Below are 23132 nucleotides of genomic sequence, written 5' to 3'. Positions count from 1 at the left end.
AGGAAGAAAATGCAAACAAGTGAAGCAGTACAATACGATAGCGATAATTATGATGTAATTGTCGTTGGTGCTGGTCATGCAGGAAGCGAGGCGGCACTTGCTGCTGCCCGTATGGGAAACAAGACCTTGTTAGTAACCATTAACCTCGATATGGTTGCTTTCATGCCATGTAACCCGTCTGTTGGTGGCCCTGCTAAAGGAATTGTGGTTCGTGAAATTGACGCCCTTGGTGGTGAGATGGGGCACAATATTGATAAGACTTATGTTCAAATGCGGATGCTCAATACCGGGAAGGGCCCTGCCGTCCGGGCATTGCGTGCTCAAGCCGATAAACATGCGTACCACCGTTCAATGAAGGAAACAATTGAAAAGCAACCAAACTTGGATCTTCGTCAGGCAACTGTCGACCAACTAATTGTTGAAGATGGTGTTTGCAAGGGGGTCATTACAAATACTGGTGCCCGTTACCATGCAAAAACAGTTGTTTTGACTGTCGGAACTGCTGCTCGGGGAAAGATTATTATTGGTGAACTCCAGTATGAGTCAGGTCCAAATAACTCCAAGTCTGCTGTAAAACTTTCGGAGAACCTTGAAGAACTTGGCTTTGATCTTGAACGGTTTAAGACCGGAACCCCACCACGAATTAATGGGAATACAATTCACTATAACGAAACTGAAGAACAACCTGGTGACAAGGAAGTCCACCACTTTAGTTTTGATACCCCTGATGATCATTACTTACCATTAAGTGAACAAATTTCATGTTGGTTAACCTATACTAATCCGGGAACCCATGAACTAATTCGGGATAACCTTGATCGAGCCCCAATGTTCTCCGGGGTAATTAAGGGAGTTGGCCCACGTTACTGCCCATCAATCGAAGATAAGGTTGTCCGGTTTGCGGATAAGAGTCGTCACCAAATCTTCTTGGAACCTGAAGGGCGAGACACAGACGAATGGTATGTCGATGGGTTATCCACTTCAATGCCTGAAGAAATCCAACAAAAGATTTTACATTCTGTTAAGGGACTAGAAGATGCCCAATTGATGCGCCCCGGATACGCGATTGAATATGATGTGGTTGCACCATACCAACTTCACCCAACACTTGAAACTAAATTAGTTAAAAATCTTTATACTGCTGGCCAAACTAACGGAACTTCAGGTTATGAAGAGGCCGCTGGTCAAGGATTGATTGCAGGAATTAACGCAGGATTGCGGGCCCTTGGAAAAAAGCCGTTTGTTCTTAAGCGGTCAGATGCTTATATTGGGGTAATGATTGATGACTTAGTAACGAAGGGAACTAAGGAACCATACCGTCTATTGACTAGCCGGGCTGAATACCGGTTAATCCTTCGCCATGACAATGCTGACTTCCGTTTAATGGGGAAGGGGCATGAAATTGGCCTTGTCAGCGATGAACGTTATGCCAAGATGGAAAAGAAGGAAAAGCAAGTTCAAGACGAAATTGCCCGCTTAAAGAGTGAAAAGCTTAAGCCAAACAACGATGAAGTTAACCAATTCATCGAGGCCCATGGTGATAATCGCTTGAAGGATGCAATCACCGCAGCTGACTTCATTAAGCGTCCATACGTTAATTATGAGACGCTAATGAAATTCATTCCGGCACCGGCTGAAGAGGTGGATCGTCACGTAATTGAACAGGTAGAAATTCAATTAAAGTATGCAGGTTACATTAAGAAGGAAGAAGAAAAGGTTGCTCGATTAAAGCGGATGGAAGCAAAGAGGATCCCAGCTAACATTGATTACGAAAAGGTTGATGGCTTGGCAACAGAAGGTCGACAAAAGCTTGAAAAAATCCGTCCTGAAACCCTTGCACAAGCTTCTCGGATTAGTGGGGTAAATCCTGCTGACTTAGCAATTTTGAGTGTCTACATTCGAAAGTAAATTCGGTAATTTAAAATGAGGCGTAGTTTGAAGTTAAGTTTGATTTACGCCTCATTTTATTCTATTTACAAACATTTTGAGAATCGCTATACTGAAGATTGATTTAAAAAGCAAACGAGGCAAGTAGAGATGAGTGAAAAGATTAGTCAACCCCGCGAGGATTTTCAACCAATCCTGTTAGGGACAGACTTTAATTGTTACGGAATGGCACGGTCTTTTTATCAAGAATATGGTATTAAGAGTATTGCCTATGGAGTAATGCACATGGCACCAACTCGTTATACTAAGCTGGTCGATGTCCATGTTGTTGAAGGATTCAATGAGGATCCAGTTTTTATTGAAACAATGCGTAAGATTGCTGCGAACCTTGATCCAAAGAAGAAGTACTTACTGCTTTCTTGTGGGGATGGTTATACAGAATTGATCGCTAACCACTTGGATGAATTAAAAGAACACTTCATTTGTCCATATGTGGATGCAGATCTCTTTAATAAGCTGGGAACGAAAGAAACGTTCTACGAAGCAGCGGAAAAATATGGTCTTCCTTACCCAAAGACAAAGATTATCACTAAAGAAGAAGTTGAATCTGGTGAACCAATTGAATTGCCATTTGATTTTCCGATTGCGTTAAAGCCTTCTGATAGTGTTGAATGGCTTAATATTCACTTTGAAGGACGGAAGAAAGCTTATGTTTTAGATAAGCGTGAACAATTTGATGATTTAATGCCAAAGATCTACAAGGCTGGTTATACCGGGAAAATGATTGCCCAGGACTTTATTCCGGGTGATGACTCCAATATGCGGACTGTTAACGCCTACGTGGATTCTGACCACAATGTGCGGATGATTAGTCTAGCTCATCCATTGCTAGAAGATCCGTCACCAGTAGCGGTCGGCAACTACATGGTGATCTTGCCAGAAAAGGATATGGCAATTTACAAGACAATTCAAAAGTTCTTGGAAGAAGTAAAGTACGTTGGTTTTGCGGACTTTGATATGAAGTATGACCGGCGTGATAAGCAGTTCAAGATTTTTGAAATTAACCTTCGTCAGGGGCGGAGTAGTTTCTACTGTACCCTTAATGGCTATAACTTAGCTAAGTACGTGGTTGATGATGTGATTGATCACAAGCCATTTAAAGAAACTGATTATGCTGAGGGAAACATGCTCTGGCTTAATGCGCCAAAGAAGGTTTTCTACAAGTATGCTAAAGAAAATAAATATAAGGAAAAGGCCAAGAAGCTCTTGGAAGCAGGGCAGTGGGGAACGACTGCCTTTGATAAGAACGATAGCTTCAAGCAACGGCTATTAATGCATTACTCATTCTGGTTGATTAATAAGAACTACCAAAAGTACTTTGTACAACGTTAAGAAAAGGAGAATTCAAGATGTGTGGAATTGTAGCCTTCGTTGATAACGAAGATCCAAAGCTTAAAGATAGCTTGATTCGGAAAATGAAGAACCGGATCATCCACCGGGGACCAGACTCAGAAGGTCAATACGTAGACGAAAATGTTGCTCTTGGTTTCCGACGGTTAAGTTTCATCGACGTTAAGAGTGGTAACCAACCAATCTTTAACGAAGATAACAGTATGGCAATTGAATTTAACGGTGAAATTTACAACTTTAAAGAATTACGGGAAGAATTAATTGATTTAGGGCACACTTTCAAGACTCATGCTGATACTGAAGTTATCCTTCACGGGTATGAACAATGGGGTGACGATGTCTTAAAGCGTCTCCGGGGAATGTTTGCCTTTATTATTTGGGACTTCAAAAATAAGGATATGTTTGGTGCCCGGGATCACTTTGGAATTAAGCCACTTTACTACGGGAAGATGAATGGCACCTTCTTTGTTGGTTCTGAAATTAAGGCCTTCCTTGATCACCCGAACTTTAATAAGGAATTAAATAAGAATGCGTTAAAGCCGTACATGACTTTCCAATATTCAGCAACTCAAGAGACCTTCTTTAAGGATATTTACAAGTTGCCAGAAGGTCACTATTTCCACTATAAAGACGGTCAATTTGACATGAAGGAATACTGGGACGCAGACTTTGATCCCCAAGATGAAGGGTTCGATAAGGCCGTTGATAACATTGAAGATATCGTAAGTGACTCCGTTAAAGCCCACTCATTTGCTGATAAGGGAATTAAGGTTGGGTCCTTCCTTTCAGCTGGGGTTGACTCAAGTTACGTTACAGCAATGATGCGGCCAGACAATACCTTCTCAATTGGTTTCGATAGTACCTATGATGAAACTAAGCAGGCACGTGAACTTGCTGCCAAGCTTGATCTGAAGAACACTGATGCAAAGTTAACTAATGAGGAAGCGTTCCATACTTTCCCATTGATTCAATACTACTTGGATGAACCAGACTCAAACCCATCAGTTATTCCGTTATACTTCTTGACCCGTCTTGCTAAGGAAAATGGCTACAAGGCCATGCTTTCTGGTGAAGGGGCCGACGAATTATTTGCTGGTTACATTGACTATGGTTTCAACTCCAACTCAATGTTAATCCGCTGGTTTACTGATAAGTTACGTGAATTGCCACAAGAAAAGCGTTACAAGATTGCTAAATGGTTAGACGGCAAGCACTTCCATGGTCAATTACATATGTTCCGTGCATTGGCACCAGTTCGTGAATCGAAGTTTATTGGACAAGCATACATCTTCTCACCAGATGAAGCAGCTGATATTCTTCAAGAAAAGTACAACTGTGGTCCAACAATTGATGATATTATTGACCCAATTTTGAAGAATGTTGAAGATAAGGACATTGATGAAGTTGCCAAGAAGCAATACCTTGATATTCACAAGTTCATGCCTGGTGATATCTGCTTGAAGGCCGATAAGATGAGTATGGCTAACTCACTTGAATTACGGGTACCATTATTGGACCGTGAAGTGATGCGGGTTGCTGGTCATACCCCAACGAAGTACCTCTTTAACCGTCACGGAACTAAGTGGGCTTTCCGGATGGCAGCTAACCGTCACCTTCCTGAAGAATGGGCAACTCGGCCAAAGATGGGCTTCCCAGTTCCAGTTCGGGCATGGTTGCGTGAAAAGAAGTACTACGAAGAAGTTCGAGATCTCTTTGAACAAGACTTTGTTAAGGAATTCTTTGACCAAGATAAGATCTTGAAGTTACTTGATGATAACTTTAACGGTAAGATTGATGGTCGACGGAAGATCTGGACAATCTATACTTTCTTGGTATGGTACAAGCAATACTTTATTGATGACTTTATTCCTGAAGAAGTTAAAAAACTTGATGAGGTGGTTGAATAAATGCTCACATTAAAAGAAATCACTGATTTACTAAAAGAAAATGGTCTTTATAAGGAAATTATTATTAACGGTGACTGGTACTACACTGTCCCAGAAAATACGGCAAACGCCGAAATTACCGATCTATCCTATGACTCCCGTAAGATCAGTGATGGCACCCTGTTTTTCTGTAAGGGTTTGAAGTTTAACCCTGAATATTTGGCAAGTGCCATTGAAAAAGGAGCAACTGCTGCGATCTCTGAACTTGTTTACACTGACAAGTTAGATCAGCAAGCTCAATCAACGCCACAAATCATTGTTACTGATGTGCAAAAGTCAATGGCAGTGATTGCTCGTCACTTTTATGGATGTCCCGATGAAAAGCTTGAATTAATTGGCTTTACGGGAACAAAGGGGAAGACTACTTCTGTTTACTTTACCCGCCATATCTTAGCGCATGAATTTGGCCCAGTAGTTGGTCAATTCTCATCAATTGATGAGTGTGTTGATGGTAAGAACTTTATTGAAGCTCATCTGACAACCCCAGAATCCCTAGATCTTTTCCGGATGATGAGAGAGGCTGTCGATAACGGAATGAAGTACTTGGCAATGGAAGTTTCTAGTCAAGCTTATAAGAAGTCACGGGTTTATGATCTCCACTTTAACATCGGTGTTTTCTTGAACATTTCACCGGATCATATCAGTCCAGTTGAACACCCAACCTTTGATGATTATCTTTGGTGCAAGAGTCAGATTATCGTAAATAGTGACACCGTTATCCTTAATCGGGATATGGACTACTATGAGTTACTTGCACAAAAGGCTCATGAATTGGGAAAGAAGTTAATTACGTTCGGTAGTGACGAAAGCGATGCTGATTACCGTTACCATGGTAAGGAACACGGTTACTTTGATGTTTCGTCACATAACGACAACTTGTCAGCAGTTAACGGCGAATTTCGGGTAATGATTCCGGGACACTTTAACTACAGCAATGCCTTAGCGGCAATTACTGTTAGTGCCCAACTCAAGGATGATCCATCTGATTTTGCCCAAGGGTTGAAGGAAACCCGGGTTCCTGGCCGGATGGAATTCCTGAAAAATAAAGCTGGCCTCGTTGCCTGTGTTGATTATGCTCACAACTACCTAAGCTTATCCGAGAGTTTTAAGTTTATGAAACATGAATATCCTGATGGCCGGTTAATTGTGGTCATCGGAGCTGCTGGTGGGAAGGCTGAGTCCCGCCGAAAGGATGTTGGTCGGGCACTCTCTGAGTATGCTGATGTTGCAATCTTAACGAGTGAAGATAACTTCTTTGAAGATCCACACCACATTGACGAAGCCATTAAGGAGCACATTACTAATCCAAACGTCAAAGTAATTATTAATGTTGACCGGGTAGCCGCAATCAAGCAGGCATTCGAAATGGCTAAGCCTGGAGATGCAATGTTTATGGCTGCTAAGGGTCGTGAACAATTTATGCACGAAAAGGGCCAAGATATCCCGTACGTTGGTGATTACCAATTGTCACAGAAGCTAATGGAAGAGTATGATAAATAATAGTGGAGTAGAATTACGCCATTTACCGTTTTTATGGTAAACTTTTCTTAGTCTTAATGATTTTGAAATCGAGGGATAAAAGGTAATGAAAGCATTTCGTCAAACGATGAGCTGGGTAATCCCGATTGTAATTGGATTATTGATTGCCCTGTTAATTAAGCAGTTCTTATTCCAAATCGTGCGGGTTGATGGTCCGTCAATGTTACCTAACTTGCAGAATAATGAACGGGTCTTTTGCCTGAAAACTGTAAAGATCCACCGCGGAAGTGTAATTGTCTTTGATGCCAACGGGGTTGATCCTCAAGTGGCTACTAAGACTGATTACGTTAAGCGGGTTATTGGTGTTCCTGGTGATACTGTCCGATCAGATAACGGCAATATCTACGTTAATGGGCGGAAGATTAACCAGAACTACATTAACAAGACCCAACGAACTTCTGGAACCGGTGATTGGACTTTGAGAAGCGTCTCAGTTCAAAATAATTGGTTGCGAAATAGTGGTGCAACAAAGGTTCCAAAGGGAGAGTACTTTGTCCTTGGGGATCACCGGAGCGTTTCTAATGATGGTCGTTACTGGGGCTTTGTACCAAAGAGCAAAATTGATGGGGTTGTTAAGGTTCCTTCTTGGACCGGAACAGCCACGACACGGTACAATGTTAACCAAGAGTGGAAGCACTACTGGGCAAATTAGTGTGTAAGTTCAAGTAAATACCGCATTTCAAAATTTATAAACTGTTCTAAAGATTCTGGCAAAGAGCTAGTATTTTTAGAGCAGTTTTTTTATTCTTATTAAATAATACGATGGATAGTAATCCGTCTTTGATAGGAGAATAAATAATGCGTTCAAAGAAATTATTAGTAATCTTATTAACATCTACCTTAGCGATGGCGCTAGTAACAACCCCCGTTTCACAGGTTGTTGTTCATGCGGATGATCAGGTGACGGCAAGTTCGAACTCTGCTTCAACCACCCAGACACACACGTTGAATAAGTCATATGTTGTCTATGGTGCTGGAGCAGCGGAGAAAAGTGAATTAAGCAATATCTTGGGAGTGAATAGCGACTTTACGACTCTTACGGCGACTGCTAGTGATTATCAAAAGTACATTAACCCCAATGATTCAACAACCAATGCGGCCATGGTAAGTTCTGTCTCCATCGTTCCGACTGATCCAGGATCTGGTGTTAAGGTAAACGTGAAGAAGTTTAATGGTCAGAGTAATATCACCAAGGTAACTGCCCAGCAATATGCGATGGTTGCTCAAATGGCCGGGGTAACAGATGTGACAATTACAGTTTCCGCTAACCGTCCAGTATCGGGCGAATCAGCGCTTACTGGGGTTTATAAGGCATTAAATGCGGATGGAATTGATTTAAACCACCAAAACACTCAATCGGCTAACCAAATGTTGAGTGCAACGAATGATGCAATTGAAGCCAATAAGGATGATAGTAGTTATCCTGGGAAATTAATGGCAGCAGTTGGTAATACGACTAAAGAGATTAATAAGCAAAAACGGAGTGGAGAACAGCCAACGCAGGTTCAAATCGAGAATACTTTGAACCAAAACTTGAAGAAACAGAATATTTATAATGAGACCAAGAACCATACAACCACGATTGTAAATGCACTTGTTCAGTTCAATAACGCTCCGATTAGTTCAAGTAAGGACTACAGTTCCCATGTTAGCGACACGATCAATAACGTTAAGAACTCAACCGGTGACTTGATGAATAGGGCCAAGCAGTTCTTGAATTCAAAGGATGGAAAAGCTACCCAACAACAAGCCCAGTCCTGGTGGGATCGCTTTGTGAACTGGATTCAAGGGTTCTTTAATTAAAGTCAATTTGACGAATTGAGTAACTTTTTGTATATTAATAAACAATAGTTAACGATTAAATACAGCGATTAGGAGAGTAATCTAATACTGGTTTAAGTTAGCGACCCTGGGCAGGTGAAAGTCAGGGAAACCAGCTCGAGAAGAAAGTAACCTATGAGTAGTTAGGGCGACGGAGAGAAGTCCTAACCGGGAGTGCCCGTTATCGCGTCATCGTATTTTGACTTAGTTCAATGTACGAGATGAGGCATTATTAGTGATAATAATGTAAAAAAAGGTGGTAACACGCTCTGGCGCCCTTTAAGCAGTTTGCTTAAGGGGCGCTTTTTTAATTGTTGACGTTAAGAGAGATTTATTTGGGGGAAATTTAAAAATGGAAGAGAAGAAGATTACGGGACGGCAAACGTTAGTAATTGCGTCCTTAATTTTTGGTGTGTTATTCGGTGCGGGAAACCTTATTTTCCCGGTCCACTTAGGACAATTAGCGGGTGCCCATTGGCTAAGCGCGAGTAGTGGATTTCTGATTTCCGGTGTCCTTCTACCATTAATGGCACTACTGGCAATTAGTATTACGCGTTCAGACGGGATTTATGACCTGGCACGGCCAATTGGTCACTACTATGCATTGATCTTTTTAGTCCTTGTTCAGGCAACTCTAGGACCACTATTTGCGATGCCGCGAACAGCGACGGTTCCATACACGATTGGTTTTGCTCCGCATATTTCCGTAAGTGCTAATTCAATTGGCTTATTAATTTATACAGGGATCTTCTTTGCGATTGTTTATGGTTTGACCGTTACTGAAGCAAAAATTACAGATCTCATTGGCAAAATTCTTAACCCGATCTTCCTGGTCATGCTGTTCATTATTTTTTTCTTGGCGTTTATTAAGCCAATGGGGAATACCCACACAACGCCAGTTACGATGGAATATACGAACCACGCATTTGCGAGTGGGTTCCTTCAAGGGTATAACACGATGGATATTCTGGGATGCTTGGCGTTTGGTGTCGCGGTAATTAGTGCGATTAAGGATTTAGGAATTAAGGACACAAGAAAGATTTCGTGGACCACAGCTAAAAGTGGGACAGTGGGGATCTTGGGAATCGCTGTTATTTACATTTGTCTGATTTGGATGGGGGCAACGAGTCTTCACCAATTTAAGATTGCGGATAATGGTGGGATAACGCTAGCCCAGATTGCTTACCATTACATGGGCGTTGCGGGAAATGCATTATTAGCGACCTTAACCTCCGTTACGTGTTTGACAACTGCGATGGGGCTTGCGGCTGCTTTTTCAGAGGATTTTCACCACCTGTTTCCTCGGATTTCTTATAAAGTATTTTTATTGTTCAACTGTCTTTTTTCACTTTTAGTAGCTAATTTGGGCTTGGATAAAATTATTACCTGGTCGACCCCGGTCTTAATGTTCCTTTATCCGTTGGCAATTACCTTAACGCTCTTGGGGATTACATCACCACTTTTTAAGACTGACCCGATTGTATATCGAGTGACGACCGGTTTGACGCTTATCCCAGCAATCTTTGACTTGGTAAATCATTTACCAGCAGTATTGCAAAAGACAGCGGTTACTCAGGCAATGGTTGGGATTGCCCACCAATATTTCCCACTCTTTTCCTTAGGATTTTCGTGGATTCCCTTTGCGGTTGTTGGCTTTATTATTGGGAATTGCATTTGTTTGTTCCAAAATAAGAAACGGGTGGAATAAACAAAATTAAGAAATTAAATGAGTGATTTTTATGCTGATTTTGGTTATACTTGATTCAATCAAAATTAGTAAAGGAGCGATTAATGATGGAGATCATGATCAATGGTGAAAAACGGCAACTAGTTGGTAATCCGCCAGTAGTTGGTGACGAATTTCCGCACTTTAAGGTATTGGATAAGAATGACGATAAAATAAAAACTCGTCAGTTACTTGGAAAGGTAACGTTATTAAGTGTTGTTCCAGATATTAATACTCCAGTATGTAGTATTCAAACAAAGAAGTTTAACTCAACGATGGATCAGTTCCCAGAGGTTAACTTCTTAACGATCTCAACTAATACGATTGAAGATCAACAAAAATGGTGTGCAGCTGAAGGTGTTAAGAACATGCAGTTGGTATCTGACAAGGAAGAATCCTTTGGTTACGCCTCCAAGTTACTAATTCCAGACGAAGGAATTCTTGCGCGGTCAGTTTGGATCCTTGATAAGGAAGGAAAAGTTGTTTATCGCCAAATTGTTGAAGAATTAACGGATGAACCTGATTACGATCAGGCATTGGCAGAATTGAAGAAGTTAATTTAATACTGATTATTAAATAAAGTATAAAGACCTCAAGTTCGATAGAATTGAACTTGGGGTCTTTATCAATGTTAGCGGTAATTAAATTGGTTTATCTAATATTGAAGAAAATTCCGATAACGGTAAAGGTGATTTCACTAATTAAAATTAGCTGTAAACTAATCAGAATATTAAAGAAAGTGGTCATTTTATCTGGCTGATTGATGAATACTTTAATTCGTTGGTAAACAAGTGGGATGGTAAGTAAGCTAAAAAGAGTAAATATAGGCAAAAGCCGAAGAATTACCGCTGCAATAATTGCAATATAGCTAAGAACGTAGCAACTAACCAGCACCTTCATGGCAGCAGGACGACCAATATAATAGACGAGAGTTCGCTTGCCAATCTGAACGTCCTCTTTGCGGTCACAAATATTATTTCCAAGCATGACGTTACTGATTACTAGGATCGCTGGCAGAGAAACAAGGAGGCCCGTTAACCAAAAGAAAGGATCAAATTGGGGAGAATTGTAAATATTAATATAAATAGCCAATAGTGTAATATTGTATCCCATTGTGATTCCAGAAGCGGGTTCCCCTAAAGGTGTTTTAAGGATTGGATGATGGCCACCAGAATAAGCATAGCCGATTATGAAACTTAAAATTCCAATTAAAAGAAGGGGCCAACCAGCCTTAATTGTAAGATAAATTCCGATGATTGCTGAGATTAGAACTAAACTGCCGATAATCAGCCGGGCCCAAGGCAAAGCAATTTTGAACTTAGCGATTATATTATTTTCAGAAACAGAACCACTGGTAGTGAATCGTTGGTAGTCGGTGTATTGGTTATGACCATTAACGGCAAGGTGAAAACTAATAACAGCAATAAAAAGAAGAATTGTGTCACCTAAATTAAAGTGGCGATAGTAAAAGTAGGTAAATGCGCAACCTAGCAAGTAGGGTAAAGCAGAAATAACTGTTGTTTGAGCTTGAACAAGTGCAGCAAATTGTTGCCGATGATTAGGAATATCCATAAACAAAAGTCCTTTCAATGAATGATTAAACCTGCTCTATCTTACTATAAGAGGCAGATAGTTTTTAGTGTAGTAATAAAATAAGGCCAGAAAAATTCTGACCTTTTTGTAAGCTTTGGAGAGTTTAATTTATTTTTTATTAATCATCTTGTTCTACGTTGAGAACTTCTTTACTTTGGGCGTTAATCTTAACGTCAGTTGACTTATGACCATTTACGACTTCAATTTCCCAAACTGGAGTGCCATTTTCGTTTTCAAGAGTCCAAGATTGACCCTTACCATTTTTGGCTGCTTTTTCGGCAATTTGGTTTGCCTTTTTGCGACTAATGAGTTTATCTAAGTCTAGGTGAGTCTTTTGATCACCATTATCAATCGGCTCAGAATGTGCGTTAGTTACTTTACCCGATTTAGCATTTACATGAGCACTATATTCTTTTTGGTTATCGCTTCCGGAGATTTCATAAACAAACTTGTTGCCCTTAGTTTCTAATTGGATTTCGTCAACTTTAACATTCTTAAATTGTTTGTTGAATTTCTTTACAGCGGTCTTTTCATTAATTTTAATCTTACTTTGTGAAACAGTAGTGGCAGAAGCAACGGGAGTGGTTGCAAGAACTGCGCCGCCTAAAGAACTAGTGGTTAAAACCGTAACGGCAAGCAAATGGATTACTTGTTTTTTGAATGATTTTTCTGTCATAATAACCTCCTGATTAGTTTAAGCATTATAGTAATTATACTTGATTATGGTGGTAATTAAAATATAAGGGAAATTATTAATGTACTAAGATGATTAAGAGGAGACAAAATTTTAAATTTAATTACGAAAAATGCTTGTAATTTTGGAGAAGACTTGATATTATTATTTGTGCTGTGTTATAGTATGACCCGTTAGTCAAGTGGTTAAGACACCAGCCTTTCACGCTGGTATCGTGGGTTCAAATCCCGCACGGGTCACTTTATTGGGCTATAGCCAAGCGGTAAGGCAACGGTTTTTGGTACCGTCATGCGCTGGTTCGAATCCAGCTAGCCCAATATGATAAAAGAGTCTGCTAAATCGTTACGATTTAGCAGACTCTTTGTTTTACGTAATTGTTTCCTATGAAACATCCCTTAGAAGTGGCCCTTAACATCCTTATCAGAAAAGGAATGGGGATCAGGAATAAATGAAATATCAGTATCGACGATTCCAAATTTTTCCCGGAGCGTTCGTTCAATCTTTTCGGATAATTGGTAACTTTCAAGAATTGTCATTTTGGCGTCTACTAAGACGGTCGCATCAAGCGAAACAACATTACCGTTATAGTGGGCTTTTAATTCTGCAACGTTCTTAACTTTTTTTACCTTGAGAATTGCCTTTCGATATTCTTTTTCAGCCTTGGGATCAAAGTAATCGACAAGGTTCAAACTGGTTTGGAAGAAGATCTTTAATCCAGAATAAAGGATAAAGAAACCAACGATAATACTTGTAACACCATCAAGCCAGGAAAGGTTAAATAGGAGAGCCCCCGCGATGGCAATCATTGTTCCAATACTAGTAAAGGCATCAGCTAAACTATCTTGAGCCGATGCAAGCAAGGCAGCGTTTTGCAGTCGCTGGCCAGCTTTTCTGTTCATATACCAAACAACTAACATAATTACCGAAGCAATTCCTGCCCCAATAATGGCTACTGGTTGGGGAACTACCCGGCTCGCGGGATTCATCAGAGCCTTAATCCCGTCAATGACAACATCAAAGGCAATTACTAGCATGATAACGGCAGTTACTAATGAGAAGACCGTTTCATACCGCCATCGGATAAATTGCATTCGTTGATCACCACCGAGGACATTTTCGTTCTCATCAGGCATTTCTACCCCGGCAATGTCATCGTCATCAATATCTTGAGCAATATGAAGGCCCATCATCAGGAGAAAAGTTGAAATAATCCCTGATAAGTTGTTAAATGCATCGGCCCGCAAAGTCTGTGACTTACTAATTTCGGCTAACCAATATTCAATTACAGAAATAGAAACGTAGGCAACCAAGTTAAAAATTAAGTGTCGCTGTGACGCCCGAATCTTTGCTAACTCGTTCGCTTGGTTATGTTCCCACAGGTTCATTTCACGATTAATATGCTTTTTTAGTTTACTCAATTTAAGTTACTCCCTAAAACGCAATTAACTTCTATCATAACGCTTATTTACGTTCATAAAAGGAATTTAAACAAGGAGAGTGGGATAAAACTAGCTTGTCTAGTTCGTAATCCCACTTCGCAAGGATGGCTAACAGTTCTATCATTAAAAATAGCAAAGAGGTTGAGAAAAAAACGTTTTGTTTTCCTCAACCTTTTTTGTCACTAATAGTCTCTGAACTTATAGAGTCTAATCGCAGGAATTAATTAGTCTTTAATTGCCTTAGCCAACCGGTTCAAACCATCCTTAACTTGTGCCAGTGGGTAGGCAATATTAATCCGAATAAAGTTGTTTCCGTTACCATGGTAGTAAGTTCCTGGGTTAATAATTAATCCAGTTTTTTCTCTAATCTTTTGTGCAAGTGCTGCGCTATCATCAGTAACTTCACTAACATCAATCCAAACAAGGTAGGTAGCAGTTCCCGGAACGACATGAAGCTGTGGCAGGTTTGACTTAATAAAGTCTTCCAAGTATTCACGGTTGCCTAATAGGTATTGCTTGAGTTGGTGGAGCCAGTCAGCACCATGATTATAAGCAGCAATTGTACCAGGGATTGCTAGTAGGTTAGGTTCAGCAACTTCGTACTTATTGATTGCTCGGGTAAACCGTTCCCGCAAGATTGGGTTAGCGACAATCCCGGTAGCGGCATGGAGTGCAGCCACGTTAAAGGTCTTACTAGTTGAAACTAAAGTAACAACGTTTTGGCGGCAATCTTCTGGCAAGGAGAAGGTGGGGGTATAATCAGGGCCTTTAAGTACCAAGTCTCCATGGATTTCGTCACTAATAACGATTACACCATATTTTTGGGCTAATTTAATAATCCGGATCAATTCATCCCGTGTCCAAACGTAGCCGGTTGGATTATGAGGATTGCAGAGGATCATCAGGGTCGTTAGTGGGTTACTCAATTTTTCCTCAAGATCTTCCCAATCCACAGAGTAGGTATAAGAATTTTGGTCATACTTCATCTGGCTTGCCAGAGCATGACGACCACTATTCAAAATGGAATTGTAAAAGGTATTATAGACAGGTTCCATTAAGAGAACATTGTCTCCTGTGTGACTAAGGTGGTTAACACTAGCGGTAATTGAAGGAATTACCCCCGTTGCGAACCGCATCCAAGAAGTCTGTGATTCCGCATTGTGTTCAGTTTTGTACCAGTGAGCAACAGCGTTAAAGTATTCTTGACTAGGATATTCATAACCAAAAGCGCCAGAATTAATTTTATCTTTCATTGCTTGCATAATCTCTGGGGCTGTCTTGAAGTCCATATCAGCAGTCGTCATTGGCAATTCGTTAGGCTTAACGTCCCATTTTTCCGAATTAGTGTGACGACGATCAAGAATTGTATCAAAATCGTATTTCATTTTTATCATCCTTTGAGTGTGCTTAAATTGTCTATTTATATTCGATTGTACATCATTTTTAATGAAAAGATGTTATTTAGGTAAGCAGGGTGAGTATACATAAATTGAATATTAGACAATTAATGATAGGTGTTTTCACTTTTAACCGCTTAGTGTTATGTTAATCTTAGCGTAGTAAGTATATTAATTGCACAATGTGATTGATTAGGACTATTCTTAAATTAATAGGTATTTGGAAGAGTAAGAGGTCCAGTAAAGGGGAACAATAAACATGCAAGAAATAAAGGATGACTATTACGATGGCGAACGCCCACTTTATGGTATCCACGATACAAAATTGATTAATACAACGTTCGGTAAGGGTGAATCACCATTAAAAGAAACGGCTAACTTAGACTTAAACGGGGTCCTTTTCACGTGGAAGTACCCATTATGGTATTCCGATCACATTAAGGTTACGGATACCATTTTTGAAGAGATGTCACGCTCGGGAATTTGGTACACCAATGATATTGAAATTACTAACAGTACCATTCAAGCACCAAAGGAATTTCGGCGGTGTGATGGAATTACCCTAGATAATGTTCATTTTTCTGACGCTGAAGAAACGATGTGGAGTTGTAAGAATATCAAGATGCACAACGTTTACGCTAATGGTGATTACTTGGGGATAAATAGTGAAAACATCTATGTTGATCACCTTGATTTAGTTGGAAACTATGTCTTTGATGGTGCTAAAAACGTGGAAGTCCATAATTCACGGTTAGTATCGAAAGATGCCTTTTGGAACTGTGAAAATGTCACCATTTACGATTCTAAAATTAGTGGTGAATATCTGGCGTGGAACACGAAGAATATTACCTTTATTAACTGCACGATCGAAAGTGACCAGGGACTATGCTATATCGATCATTTAACGATGAAGAACTGCCGAACACTACGAACTGATTTAGCCTTTGAACTATGCAAAAACATTGATGCTGAAATTAAAGGCTCGATCATGAGTATTAAGAACCCAATCAGTGGTCAAATTAAGGTTGATCACGTTGACGAGATCATCATGACTGACCAGAAGATTGATCAAAGCAAGGTTAAAATTATCCAAAAGGAACAATAGTGATTGCGTGAAGAATTAAGAGTGGTATCATTAACTATAATTTAATTCTAATCTTATTTTAATAATAGGAGGCGCTCAAATGTCACGAAAAGTTGCTGTTATTGGGATGGGTCACGTTGGTTCAACGGTTGCCCATTATATTGTTGCAAACGGCTTTGCCGATGACTTGGTATTGATCGATTCAAATGCGGATAAGGTCAATGCCGATGCCCTTGATTTTAAGGATGCAATGCCGAACCTGCCTTATCACACAAACATCATTGTTAATGATTATTCGGCATTAAAGGATGCTGAAGTAATTGTTTCTGTTGTTGGTAACATTAAGCTACAAGATCAACCACAAGCGGACCGGTTTGTTGAACTGCCATATACTTGGAAGGCAGTTAATGATGTTGCGCCAAAGATTAAGGAAAGTGGTTTTTCCGGGAAAATTGTGGTTATTTCTAACCCGGTTGATGTGATCACTTCTTTATACCAAAAGCTAACTGGTCTACCAAAGAACCAGGTAATCGGGACAGGAACGCTGCTTGATTCTGCCCGAATGAAGCGGGTAGTTGCGGATAAGTTTGATGTTGATCCGCGCTCCGTTAGTGGATATAACCTTGGTGAGCACGGTAATTCACAATTTACTGCCTGGTCAACGGTCAGGGTTCTTGATCAACCAATTACGAAGCTTGCCGCAGAACAGAATATTGATCTCCAAGAATTGGATAAGGATTCTAAGCTTGGTGGTTGGTATGTCTTCAAAGGAAAGAAATACACTAGTTACGGTGTCGCAACTGCAGCTGTACGTTTAGTTAACGTTATTTTGAGCGATTCCCGAACTGAACTTCCGGTATCTAATTTCCGTGAAGAATACGGTGTTTACCTTTCTTATCCTGCAATCGTGGGACGGCAAGGGATTATCAAGCAAAGCCAGCTTAACTTAACCGATGAAGAACTGGCAAAACTCCAAAACTCCGCTAACTTCATTAAGCAGAAATATAGTGAGAGTTTGAATAAGTAATTAAAGATTTGATGATGGACAAATCTAATAGTTGAAAATAATCTATCCATGTCCATGATATAATATAGCCATGATGATTAAGATGCTGGCGTGCAAATTGGAATCAGTTGGTTACTTGTTCCGAGCCGAGCCGGCGGGGTACCTGAAAAGGTGCTCTTTTTTATACTTGAAAAAGGTATAGAGAATAATTTAACACTATGAGGCCGGGAGAAATTCTGGCCTTTTTGTATTCTCAAATTTACCGTCTATGTTATCAACTCAACCGTTCATGATTAATTTTAAGACAAGCCTTAGTTATTCCCCTATCATAACAAGCATATTAAGCAAAGTGATAGGAGAAAGCAGATGTTAATTCAAGCAGACAATTTAATAAAAAAATACGGTAAAAAGACCGCTCTAAAAGGAATAAATTTAAGAATTAATCAAGGACAACTAGTAGCCTATCTAGGGACAAATGGAGCTGGAAAGTCAACTACTATTAATATTCTTACTGGACTAATTAAGCCCACTACCGGAACGATTACTTATGATCGTAATTTAAGAATAGGAGTTGTATTCCAGAATAGCATTCTTGATGAAACACTTACCGTTAAAGATAACCTATATCTTCGTGCAGCAATGTATAAGGACACTTCAACAACTTGGTTAGAACAATTAATTGATTTAATTGGAATTCGCAAAATTCTTAATCAGAAGTATGGAACATTATCAGGTGGACAAAAAAGACGTGCTGATATTGCCCGCGGATTAATTGGCAAGCCAAACTTATTATTTCTCGATGAACCAATAACTGGTTTAGACTTACAAACTCGATTAGCTATTTGGCAGTTGTTACAGAAAATGCAAAAAGAACAGAATTTAACTATTTTCTTAACTACTCACTACTTAGAGGAAGCAGAAAATGCTGATCAAATGTATATTTTGGAAAATGGTGAAATTTTAGCTGAGGGTTCAGCCAACACAATTAAGCAGCAATATGCTCCTACAAAATTGACGGTAAAGTCTAATAATCCTAAATCGTTAACTACTAAATATCCAAGTCATCAATTAAGTAGTACTGAACTTCAAATTGAAGCAATCCCTAAGCAAGACTCGATTGAATTTTTGCATCAATATCATGATTTAATTGTTGACTTTGAATATATCAAAGGAACAATTAACGATGCTTTCATTAATATCACTGGAAAGGAGCTCCAATAAATGTTTGCCTTACTAAAAAGAAATATCAAAATCTACTTTAATAACGTTCCAGGTGTCTTCATGTCATTATTAGGGGCATTAATTTCCTTCTTCATTTATATTGGCTTCTTACAGCAAAACTTAGAGGATTCATGGCATTACTTTCCCGATATTGCCAAACTACTTGATCTATGGATGATTGCTGGTATTGTGTCAGTTGCGGGAATTACAACGTCTTTCCAAGCTCTGGGCCAGATGATAAAGGATAAAGAAAGTAGGAAGGCTGATGACCTTCGTTTAACAGAACTTTCTCAATTCAAAATTAATTTAATTTACGTGTTATCTGCTGCATTAATTAGTTTTCTAATGCAAATTATTACGCTAATCGTAATGGTTACTTACTTTAAAATTGTGGATAAGATTGAACTTCCTAATAATGGTTACTTATTACTGTTGATGTTTAGCTTATTAGGATCGATTGCTGCAACTTTATTAAATGCATTAATTGTTGTTTTTATTCATTCTTCAACTACTTTCAGTCGGCTGTCTGCGATTATTGGTACATTATCTGGTTTTGCTGTAGCAATGTACTTACCATATGGTGCCTTATCCAAACATATACAGACCCTTGTAAAATGTGTACCAAGTAGTTATGAAGCTACTAGTTTAAGAAGCTTATTACTAAATCAGATTAGTCATCAGAAACTATCTGCATCATTAAGAACTGAAATGGCTAATTACTTAGGAATTCACTTTAAAATTGCTGGTTATTTATTAAGTCGCGCAGACAATGCATGGGTCTTAGTAGAAATGATTATTGCATTAGTACTTATTATTGTTATAATCTCCTTTATTAGTGAAAGAAAGAGGACTAATTAAAGTGAAAATTAGTTTTGAAAAAGACCCTTCGTTAGACCAAAAGGAGATTCAAGTTGAGGTCCATGCAGTTGAAAAGAACATCACTGTCAGAAAATTACTTGATTATCTCAATAGCTTTAAACAAAGAAACCGCGACCTCTTACCCATTAAAACACCGGATCGAATCATCACGGTGAAATATGATGACATTATCAAATTAGAAGTACAAGGAACACAGGTTAGTATTTATACTGCAAAAGAAACCATTCAAACTACCGGCCGTTTATACAAGATGTTAGATCAACTAAGTAGTGATTTTATTCAGGTTTCGCGACATGCTGCACTTAATGTTAACTATTTGGAGTCAATTGAAAGCGGCTTTGCAGGAAATATGGTTGCAATTTTATCAAATAATTTAAAGACTGATGTTTCACGGCGGTTCCTACCAGATTTAGAAAGAGAGCTTGGATTATAAAATGAGTAGAATAAACAGGTGGTTACGTTATTTTGTTACTGGCGTCGGTTATGGAGCCATTACTTATCTTGTTGTCACTACGTTTTTATATGTTGGAATGGTACCTACTAAAAAGGAAGTTATTTCAGTCTTTATCGTTTCCGGTTTAATTGGCTTATTAACGATTATTTTTGAATCAGACTTAGCGATGCTTCCATCATTAGTTCTTCATTTATTCGGAACATTCCTGTTGTTCTTATTAATGGTCTGGATTAACCATTGGACTATTACATGGTTAACATTCATAATCTTTTTAGTTGTTTATTTGATAATTTGGTTAATCTGTATCATAGAGCAACGAAAATCAATCAATAAAATTAACTCACAATTGAAAAAGTTAAAACGCTAAATTCGAAAAGCGAGGCCGGGAAAAACATTTTGTTTTTCCCGGCCTCGCTTTTTTTAATCATCTTTTAGTACAAAATCAACTTTATCGATATTAGGATACTTATCCTTGATTTTGACAATCAATGCTTCTTTTTGATCATGGCTTAATGACTTGTTAAGTTCAATAATGATGGAATTCTTTTTAGTGTCCGAACTGCTGACAGCGGTGACGGAATTAATGTCACGAGACATCTTAGCAATCTTTTTGTTTTGCTTACTTTGTTTTTGTAGTTGTTGCTCACGCTTCTTTTTCTCGGCCTGCTGCTGTTGAGTGATGATACTAGTAATCCGATTATCGATTTGGGCCTCGGTAGATGCATTTAGTTGGGCAACCTGGATAACGTTTAAGGAGTATCCGGATAAATGATAATCTTGTAGTCGCTGCTTTACTCTTTTAATCTTTTTCATGTTGGCTTTAGAGCCTGAGATCGTGAGGTTGATTGTTTTTGTTTGTTCGTTAATATCTTCCTTAATGATTGACGTATCCTTGAATTCCTTAGTAATTAAATGGTGAACATTATTTTGAGCAATTGATTTCTGCACCATTTGCTTAGCAGAAAGGACGCTAGGGATGAGAAGTAATAAGAGTCCAGCAATGAAAAGGACTTCTTTATACGTGGGAAGGTGAAGGATCCCGGGATGCTTTTGTCCTGGTTTGTTCAACCAATTCATTATTTTTGCGCCAAAAAAGGCCGTCAAGATAATGAAAATCACGTTAATTAAGAAGAGATAACCAGACCCCAAGAAATAGTTAAGGTTGCCGGATGCAATGGAATAACCAACCGTACAGAGTGGTGGCATTAAGGCTGTTGCGATTGCGACACCGGGAACGATGTTTGTTGCTTTCATTTTACTGGCACCAATAATTCCAGCGGTTCCCCCGAAAAAGGCAATCATCACGTCCCAAATTGTCGGGGAAGTTCGCACCAGAATTTCTTGGCTGGCATAGGAAAGCGGTGAAAAATAGAAGTAAGTTGTGGAAGCGATTAGGCTAATAACCACTTCCGTAATAATTGTTGAAACACCATTCCTGATTAAGTGAGTATCATAGATCGCGAGACCAGTTCCGATTGCAAGAAGTGGTGACATTAAAGGTGAAATTAACATTGCCCCAATGATTGCTGCCGTGGAATTCATGTTGAGACCAATACTGGCAATAAAGATCGCGCAGGTTAAAATAATCAGATTCTCAAGATTAAGTTTACTATCGGCTGTCAATTGGTTGATAAATTCTGGGGTAAGGTATTGCTTTTGTTTCACGGGAAACACTCCTATAAAGTCAAAATCACTAATAAGTATACGAATTACTAACTAATAGGCAAGTGGAAATTTGCTGAACCTCAAGTAATTTGAAATTGATTAAGGTTAACTAATATAATAAAGAAAACATTAATCGGGAAAGAAGTGGAAGAATAGTGAATCAGGTAATAGTCCTTGGAAGTATCAACGTTGATTCGATTTATCAAGTTGCTCGTTTTCCGCAACCGGGAGAAACAATTTCTGTGAAACAGAAGAGTTATGCTCCAGGTGGTAAGGGTGCAAACCAAGCAGTTGCGGCAGCTCGCTCCGGTGCTAGGGTATCTTTTATCGGTGCAGTTGGTGCGGATAATGACGGTCAAGAAATGATTAAAACGTTGGCAGAAAATGATATTGATACAAGTGGAATTGCTGTTGATCCGGATAATGGAACTGGGAGTGCGGTGATTACGGTCGATGAAAGTGGCCAAAACGATATCATGGTATACGGTGGTGCTAACCAGGCCATGACGAGAGATAACTTAAAAGATTTGCGGCAACGACTAAAGGGAGCCAAATTTATTGTTGCTCAATTAGAAACGCCACAAGATGTAACGTTAGCTGCCTTTAAATTAGCAAAGCAACAGGGCGTTATAACAATCCTTAACCCAGCACCAGCTAGTGAATTAATTCCAGAACTGCTAGACTATACTGACATTATTGTTCCAAACGAAACTGAAAGTGAGCTGCTAAGTGGGATCGCAGTGAATGATGAAAATTCTCTCCTGCAAAACGCCGAATTCTTTAAGAATAATGGTGTAGAAAATACGATCATTACATTAGGTGATCGGGGAGCGTTTTATGCTACAGGAAATGAGCATGGGTTGATTCCTGCATTTAAGGTCAAAGTGGTGGATACCACAGCAGCTGGTGATACCTTTATCGGGGCGTTGGTTTCACAATTGGATATAGACATTAAAAATCTCAAAGCAGCATTAACATATGCGCAACGGGCTTCGAGTTTGACAGTCCAGGGAATGGGTGCAATGCCATCAATTCCCCTTGCTGATGAAGTTAAGACGGCATTGGAAGAATAGAAAAAATCGGTGGTGAAATGTGAAATTTTCACCATCGATTTTTGAGATCGGCAGATTGCAAGAAATAACTTGAACGAATTTAATGACGTAAATTAAGCAGGAAGATCTCGATTAGTGTGCGCCAGTTAAGACATTTAAGTGGCCGGGAATTCAGATACCAATTGATTTGAACCAGCTGGCGATCGCTCAGCTCTTCAATAGCTTGTCCCTTGGAAATAAATCGTCGCAAAACTCGGTTACGGTTCTCATTACTACCGCGTTCATGTGGTGAATAAGCATGGGCAAAATAAACCGGAGT

At 39.3% G+C, this 23132-nt stretch carries 21 protein-coding genes and 2 tRNA genes; 17 read left to right on the top strand and 6 right to left on the bottom strand.

From position 1 onward, the window contains the following. Nucleotides 1-9: 9 nt before the first annotated feature. From mnmG to tpx, 8 genes are all read left to right on the top strand, one after another. A complete protein-coding gene (gene mnmG / locus H9564_RS00115; RefSeq protein WP_191683571.1) occupies nucleotides 10-1908 on the top strand; it encodes a tRNA uridine-5-carboxymethylaminomethyl(34) synthesis enzyme MnmG in 1899 nt (632 codons plus the stop codon). A gap of 129 nt (nucleotides 1909-2037) precedes the next feature. Continuing rightward, nucleotides 2038-3279 carry a carboxylate--amine ligase gene (locus tag H9564_RS00110; RefSeq protein WP_191683570.1) on the top strand — a complete coding sequence of 414 codons (1242 nt, stop codon included), beginning with the start codon at nucleotides 2038-2040 and terminating at the stop codon, nucleotides 3277-3279. Between the two features lie 17 nt (nucleotides 3280-3296). After that, on the top strand, nucleotides 3297-5204 hold the full coding sequence (gene asnB, locus H9564_RS00105; protein ID WP_191683569.1) for an asparagine synthase (glutamine-hydrolyzing): 1908 nt from the start codon (nucleotides 3297-3299) through the stop codon (nucleotides 5202-5204). After that, the gene (gene murE / locus H9564_RS00100) at nucleotides 5205-6743 is read left to right on the top strand and encodes a UDP-N-acetylmuramyl-tripeptide synthetase (protein ID WP_191683568.1); all 1539 of its coding nucleotides are present in this window, start codon (nucleotides 5205-5207) and stop codon (nucleotides 6741-6743) included. It abuts the gene before it with no gap. Between the two features lie 85 nt (nucleotides 6744-6828). After that, complete coding sequence (gene lepB, locus H9564_RS00095) at nucleotides 6829-7434, top strand: signal peptidase I (protein ID WP_191683567.1); 606 nt, start codon at nucleotides 6829-6831, stop codon at nucleotides 7432-7434. Between the two features lie 146 nt (nucleotides 7435-7580). After that, a complete protein-coding gene (locus H9564_RS00090; RefSeq protein ID WP_191683566.1) occupies nucleotides 7581-8585 on the top strand; it encodes a DUF1002 domain-containing protein in 1005 nt (334 codons plus the stop codon). A 370-nt stretch (nucleotides 8586-8955) separates the two neighbouring features. Continuing rightward, nucleotides 8956-10311, top strand: coding sequence for a branched-chain amino acid transport system II carrier protein (gene brnQ, locus H9564_RS00085; RefSeq protein ID WP_191683565.1), 1356 nt, complete (start codon nucleotides 8956-8958; stop codon nucleotides 10309-10311). Between the two features lie 86 nt (nucleotides 10312-10397). Continuing rightward, the gene (tpx, locus tag H9564_RS00080; protein ID WP_191683668.1) at nucleotides 10398-10892 is read left to right on the top strand and encodes a thiol peroxidase; all 495 of its coding nucleotides are present in this window, start codon (nucleotides 10398-10400) and stop codon (nucleotides 10890-10892) included. 88 nt (nucleotides 10893-10980) lie between these two features. Here the strand turns inward: tpx and H9564_RS00075 are convergent, their stop codons facing one another. Together H9564_RS00075 and H9564_RS00070 are read right to left on the bottom strand one after the other, a co-directional pair. Continuing rightward, on the bottom strand, nucleotides 10981-11901 hold the full coding sequence (locus tag H9564_RS00075; RefSeq protein WP_191683564.1) for a prenyltransferase: 921 nt from the start codon (nucleotides 11899-11901) through the stop codon (nucleotides 10981-10983). A 139-nt stretch (nucleotides 11902-12040) separates the two neighbouring features. Beyond that, nucleotides 12041-12598 (bottom strand): PepSY domain-containing protein, encoded by a 558-nt coding sequence (locus H9564_RS00070; RefSeq protein ID WP_191683563.1) that lies wholly within the window; start codon nucleotides 12596-12598, stop codon nucleotides 12041-12043. A 185-nt stretch (nucleotides 12599-12783) separates the two neighbouring features. On the opposite strand from H9564_RS00070, the gene H9564_RS00065 reads away from it, so the two are divergent. Both H9564_RS00065 and H9564_RS00060 read left to right on the top strand, forming a co-directional pair. Then, nucleotides 12784-12855, top strand: a tRNA-Glu gene (locus H9564_RS00065). A 6-nt stretch (nucleotides 12856-12861) separates the two neighbouring features. Beyond that, nucleotides 12862-12933, top strand: a tRNA-Gln gene (locus H9564_RS00060). A gap of 78 nt (nucleotides 12934-13011) precedes the next feature. On the opposite strand, the gene H9564_RS00055 is transcribed toward H9564_RS00060, so the two are convergent. Continuing rightward, on the bottom strand, nucleotides 13012-14034 hold the full coding sequence (locus H9564_RS00055) for a cation diffusion facilitator family transporter (RefSeq protein WP_191683562.1): 1023 nt from the start codon (nucleotides 14032-14034) through the stop codon (nucleotides 13012-13014). Between the two features lie 245 nt (nucleotides 14035-14279). Then, a complete protein-coding gene (locus tag H9564_RS00050; RefSeq protein ID WP_191683561.1) occupies nucleotides 14280-15440 on the bottom strand; it encodes a MalY/PatB family protein in 1161 nt (386 codons plus the stop codon). 271 nt (nucleotides 15441-15711) lie between these two features. Between H9564_RS00050 and H9564_RS00045 the strand changes: the two genes are divergently transcribed. The 6 genes from H9564_RS00045 (at nucleotide 15712) to H9564_RS00020 (ending at nucleotide 20463) form a co-directional block, all read left to right on the top strand. After that, a complete protein-coding gene (locus tag H9564_RS00045) occupies nucleotides 15712-16557 on the top strand; it encodes a DUF3737 family protein (RefSeq protein WP_191683560.1) in 846 nt (281 codons plus the stop codon). Nucleotides 16558-16636: 79 nt separating this feature from the next. Next, nucleotides 16637-17563 carry an L-lactate dehydrogenase gene (locus H9564_RS00040; protein WP_191683559.1) on the top strand — a complete coding sequence of 309 codons (927 nt, stop codon included), beginning with the start codon at nucleotides 16637-16639 and terminating at the stop codon, nucleotides 17561-17563. 345 nt (nucleotides 17564-17908) lie between these two features. Then, nucleotides 17909-18763: an ABC transporter ATP-binding protein gene (locus H9564_RS00035; RefSeq protein ID WP_191683558.1), complete on the top strand. Its 855-nt coding sequence runs from the start codon at nucleotides 17909-17911 to the stop codon at nucleotides 18761-18763. After that, nucleotides 18764-19621, top strand: a complete 858-nt coding sequence (locus H9564_RS00030; RefSeq protein ID WP_191683557.1) for an ABC transporter permease — start codon at nucleotides 18764-18766, stop codon at nucleotides 19619-19621. Nucleotide 19622: 1 nt separating this feature from the next. Next, on the top strand, nucleotides 19623-20075 hold the full coding sequence (locus H9564_RS09305) for a LytTR family DNA-binding domain-containing protein (RefSeq protein WP_191683556.1): 453 nt from the start codon (nucleotides 19623-19625) through the stop codon (nucleotides 20073-20075). Between the two features lies 1 nt (nucleotide 20076). Next, nucleotides 20077-20463: a DUF3021 family protein gene (locus H9564_RS00020; RefSeq protein ID WP_191683555.1), complete on the top strand. Its 387-nt coding sequence runs from the start codon at nucleotides 20077-20079 to the stop codon at nucleotides 20461-20463. A 53-nt stretch (nucleotides 20464-20516) separates the two neighbouring features. On the opposite strand, the gene H9564_RS00015 is transcribed toward H9564_RS00020, so the two are convergent. Continuing rightward, on the bottom strand, nucleotides 20517-21761 hold the full coding sequence (locus H9564_RS00015) for a DUF389 domain-containing protein (RefSeq protein ID WP_191683554.1): 1245 nt from the start codon (nucleotides 21759-21761) through the stop codon (nucleotides 20517-20519). 152 nt (nucleotides 21762-21913) lie between these two features. Here H9564_RS00015 and rbsK point away from each other — a divergent pair, with 152 nt between their 5' ends. After that, the gene (gene rbsK, locus H9564_RS00010; RefSeq protein WP_191683667.1) at nucleotides 21914-22834 is read left to right on the top strand and encodes a ribokinase; all 921 of its coding nucleotides are present in this window, start codon (nucleotides 21914-21916) and stop codon (nucleotides 22832-22834) included. 79 nt (nucleotides 22835-22913) lie between these two features. Here rbsK and H9564_RS00005 read toward each other — a convergent pair. Next, nucleotides 22914-23132 (bottom strand): transposase (locus H9564_RS00005; protein ID WP_404804663.1); only part of this gene is annotated, 219 nt, incomplete at its 5' end.

Source organism: Limosilactobacillus avistercoris (genome assembly GCF_014836425.1).
In the GTDB taxonomy this organism is placed as follows: domain Bacteria; phylum Bacillota; class Bacilli; order Lactobacillales; family Lactobacillaceae; genus Limosilactobacillus; species Limosilactobacillus agrestimuris.
This window is presented reverse-complemented; position numbering and strand designations above follow the sequence as displayed.

Bases quoted from the DNA above. Each gene is read 5' to 3' on its own strand.
- mnmG (WP_191683571.1), top strand. From the start codon at position 10: ATGCAAACAAGTGAAGCAGTACAATACGATAGCGATAATTATGATGTA.
- H9564_RS00110 (WP_191683570.1), top strand. From the start codon at position 2,038: ATGAGTGAAAAGATTAGTCAACCCCGCGAGGATTTTCAACCAATCCTG.
- asnB (WP_191683569.1), top strand. From the start codon at position 3,297: ATGTGTGGAATTGTAGCCTTCGTTGATAACGAAGATCCAAAGCTTAAA.
- murE (WP_191683568.1), top strand. From the start codon at position 5,205: ATGCTCACATTAAAAGAAATCACTGATTTACTAAAAGAAAATGGTCTT.
- lepB (WP_191683567.1), top strand. From the start codon at position 6,829: ATGAAAGCATTTCGTCAAACGATGAGCTGGGTAATCCCGATTGTAATT.
- H9564_RS00090 (WP_191683566.1), top strand. From the start codon at position 7,581: ATGCGTTCAAAGAAATTATTAGTAATCTTATTAACATCTACCTTAGCG.
- brnQ (WP_191683565.1), top strand. From the start codon at position 8,956: ATGGAAGAGAAGAAGATTACGGGACGGCAAACGTTAGTAATTGCGTCC.
- tpx (WP_191683668.1), top strand. From the start codon at position 10,398: ATGGAGATCATGATCAATGGTGAAAAACGGCAACTAGTTGGTAATCCG.
- H9564_RS00075 (WP_191683564.1), bottom strand. From the start codon at position 11,901: ATGGATATTCCTAATCATCGGCAACAATTTGCTGCACTTGTTCAAGCT.
- H9564_RS00070 (WP_191683563.1), bottom strand. From the start codon at position 12,598: ATGACAGAAAAATCATTCAAAAAACAAGTAATCCATTTGCTTGCCGTT.
- H9564_RS00050 (WP_191683561.1), bottom strand. From the start codon at position 15,440: ATGAAATACGATTTTGATACAATTCTTGATCGTCGTCACACTAATTCG.
- H9564_RS00045 (WP_191683560.1), top strand. From the start codon at position 15,712: ATGCAAGAAATAAAGGATGACTATTACGATGGCGAACGCCCACTTTAT.
- H9564_RS00040 (WP_191683559.1), top strand. From the start codon at position 16,637: ATGTCACGAAAAGTTGCTGTTATTGGGATGGGTCACGTTGGTTCAACG.
- H9564_RS00035 (WP_191683558.1), top strand. From the start codon at position 17,909: ATGTTAATTCAAGCAGACAATTTAATAAAAAAATACGGTAAAAAGACC.
- H9564_RS00030 (WP_191683557.1), top strand. From the start codon at position 18,764: ATGTTTGCCTTACTAAAAAGAAATATCAAAATCTACTTTAATAACGTT.
- H9564_RS00020 (WP_191683555.1), top strand. From the start codon at position 20,077: ATGAGTAGAATAAACAGGTGGTTACGTTATTTTGTTACTGGCGTCGGT.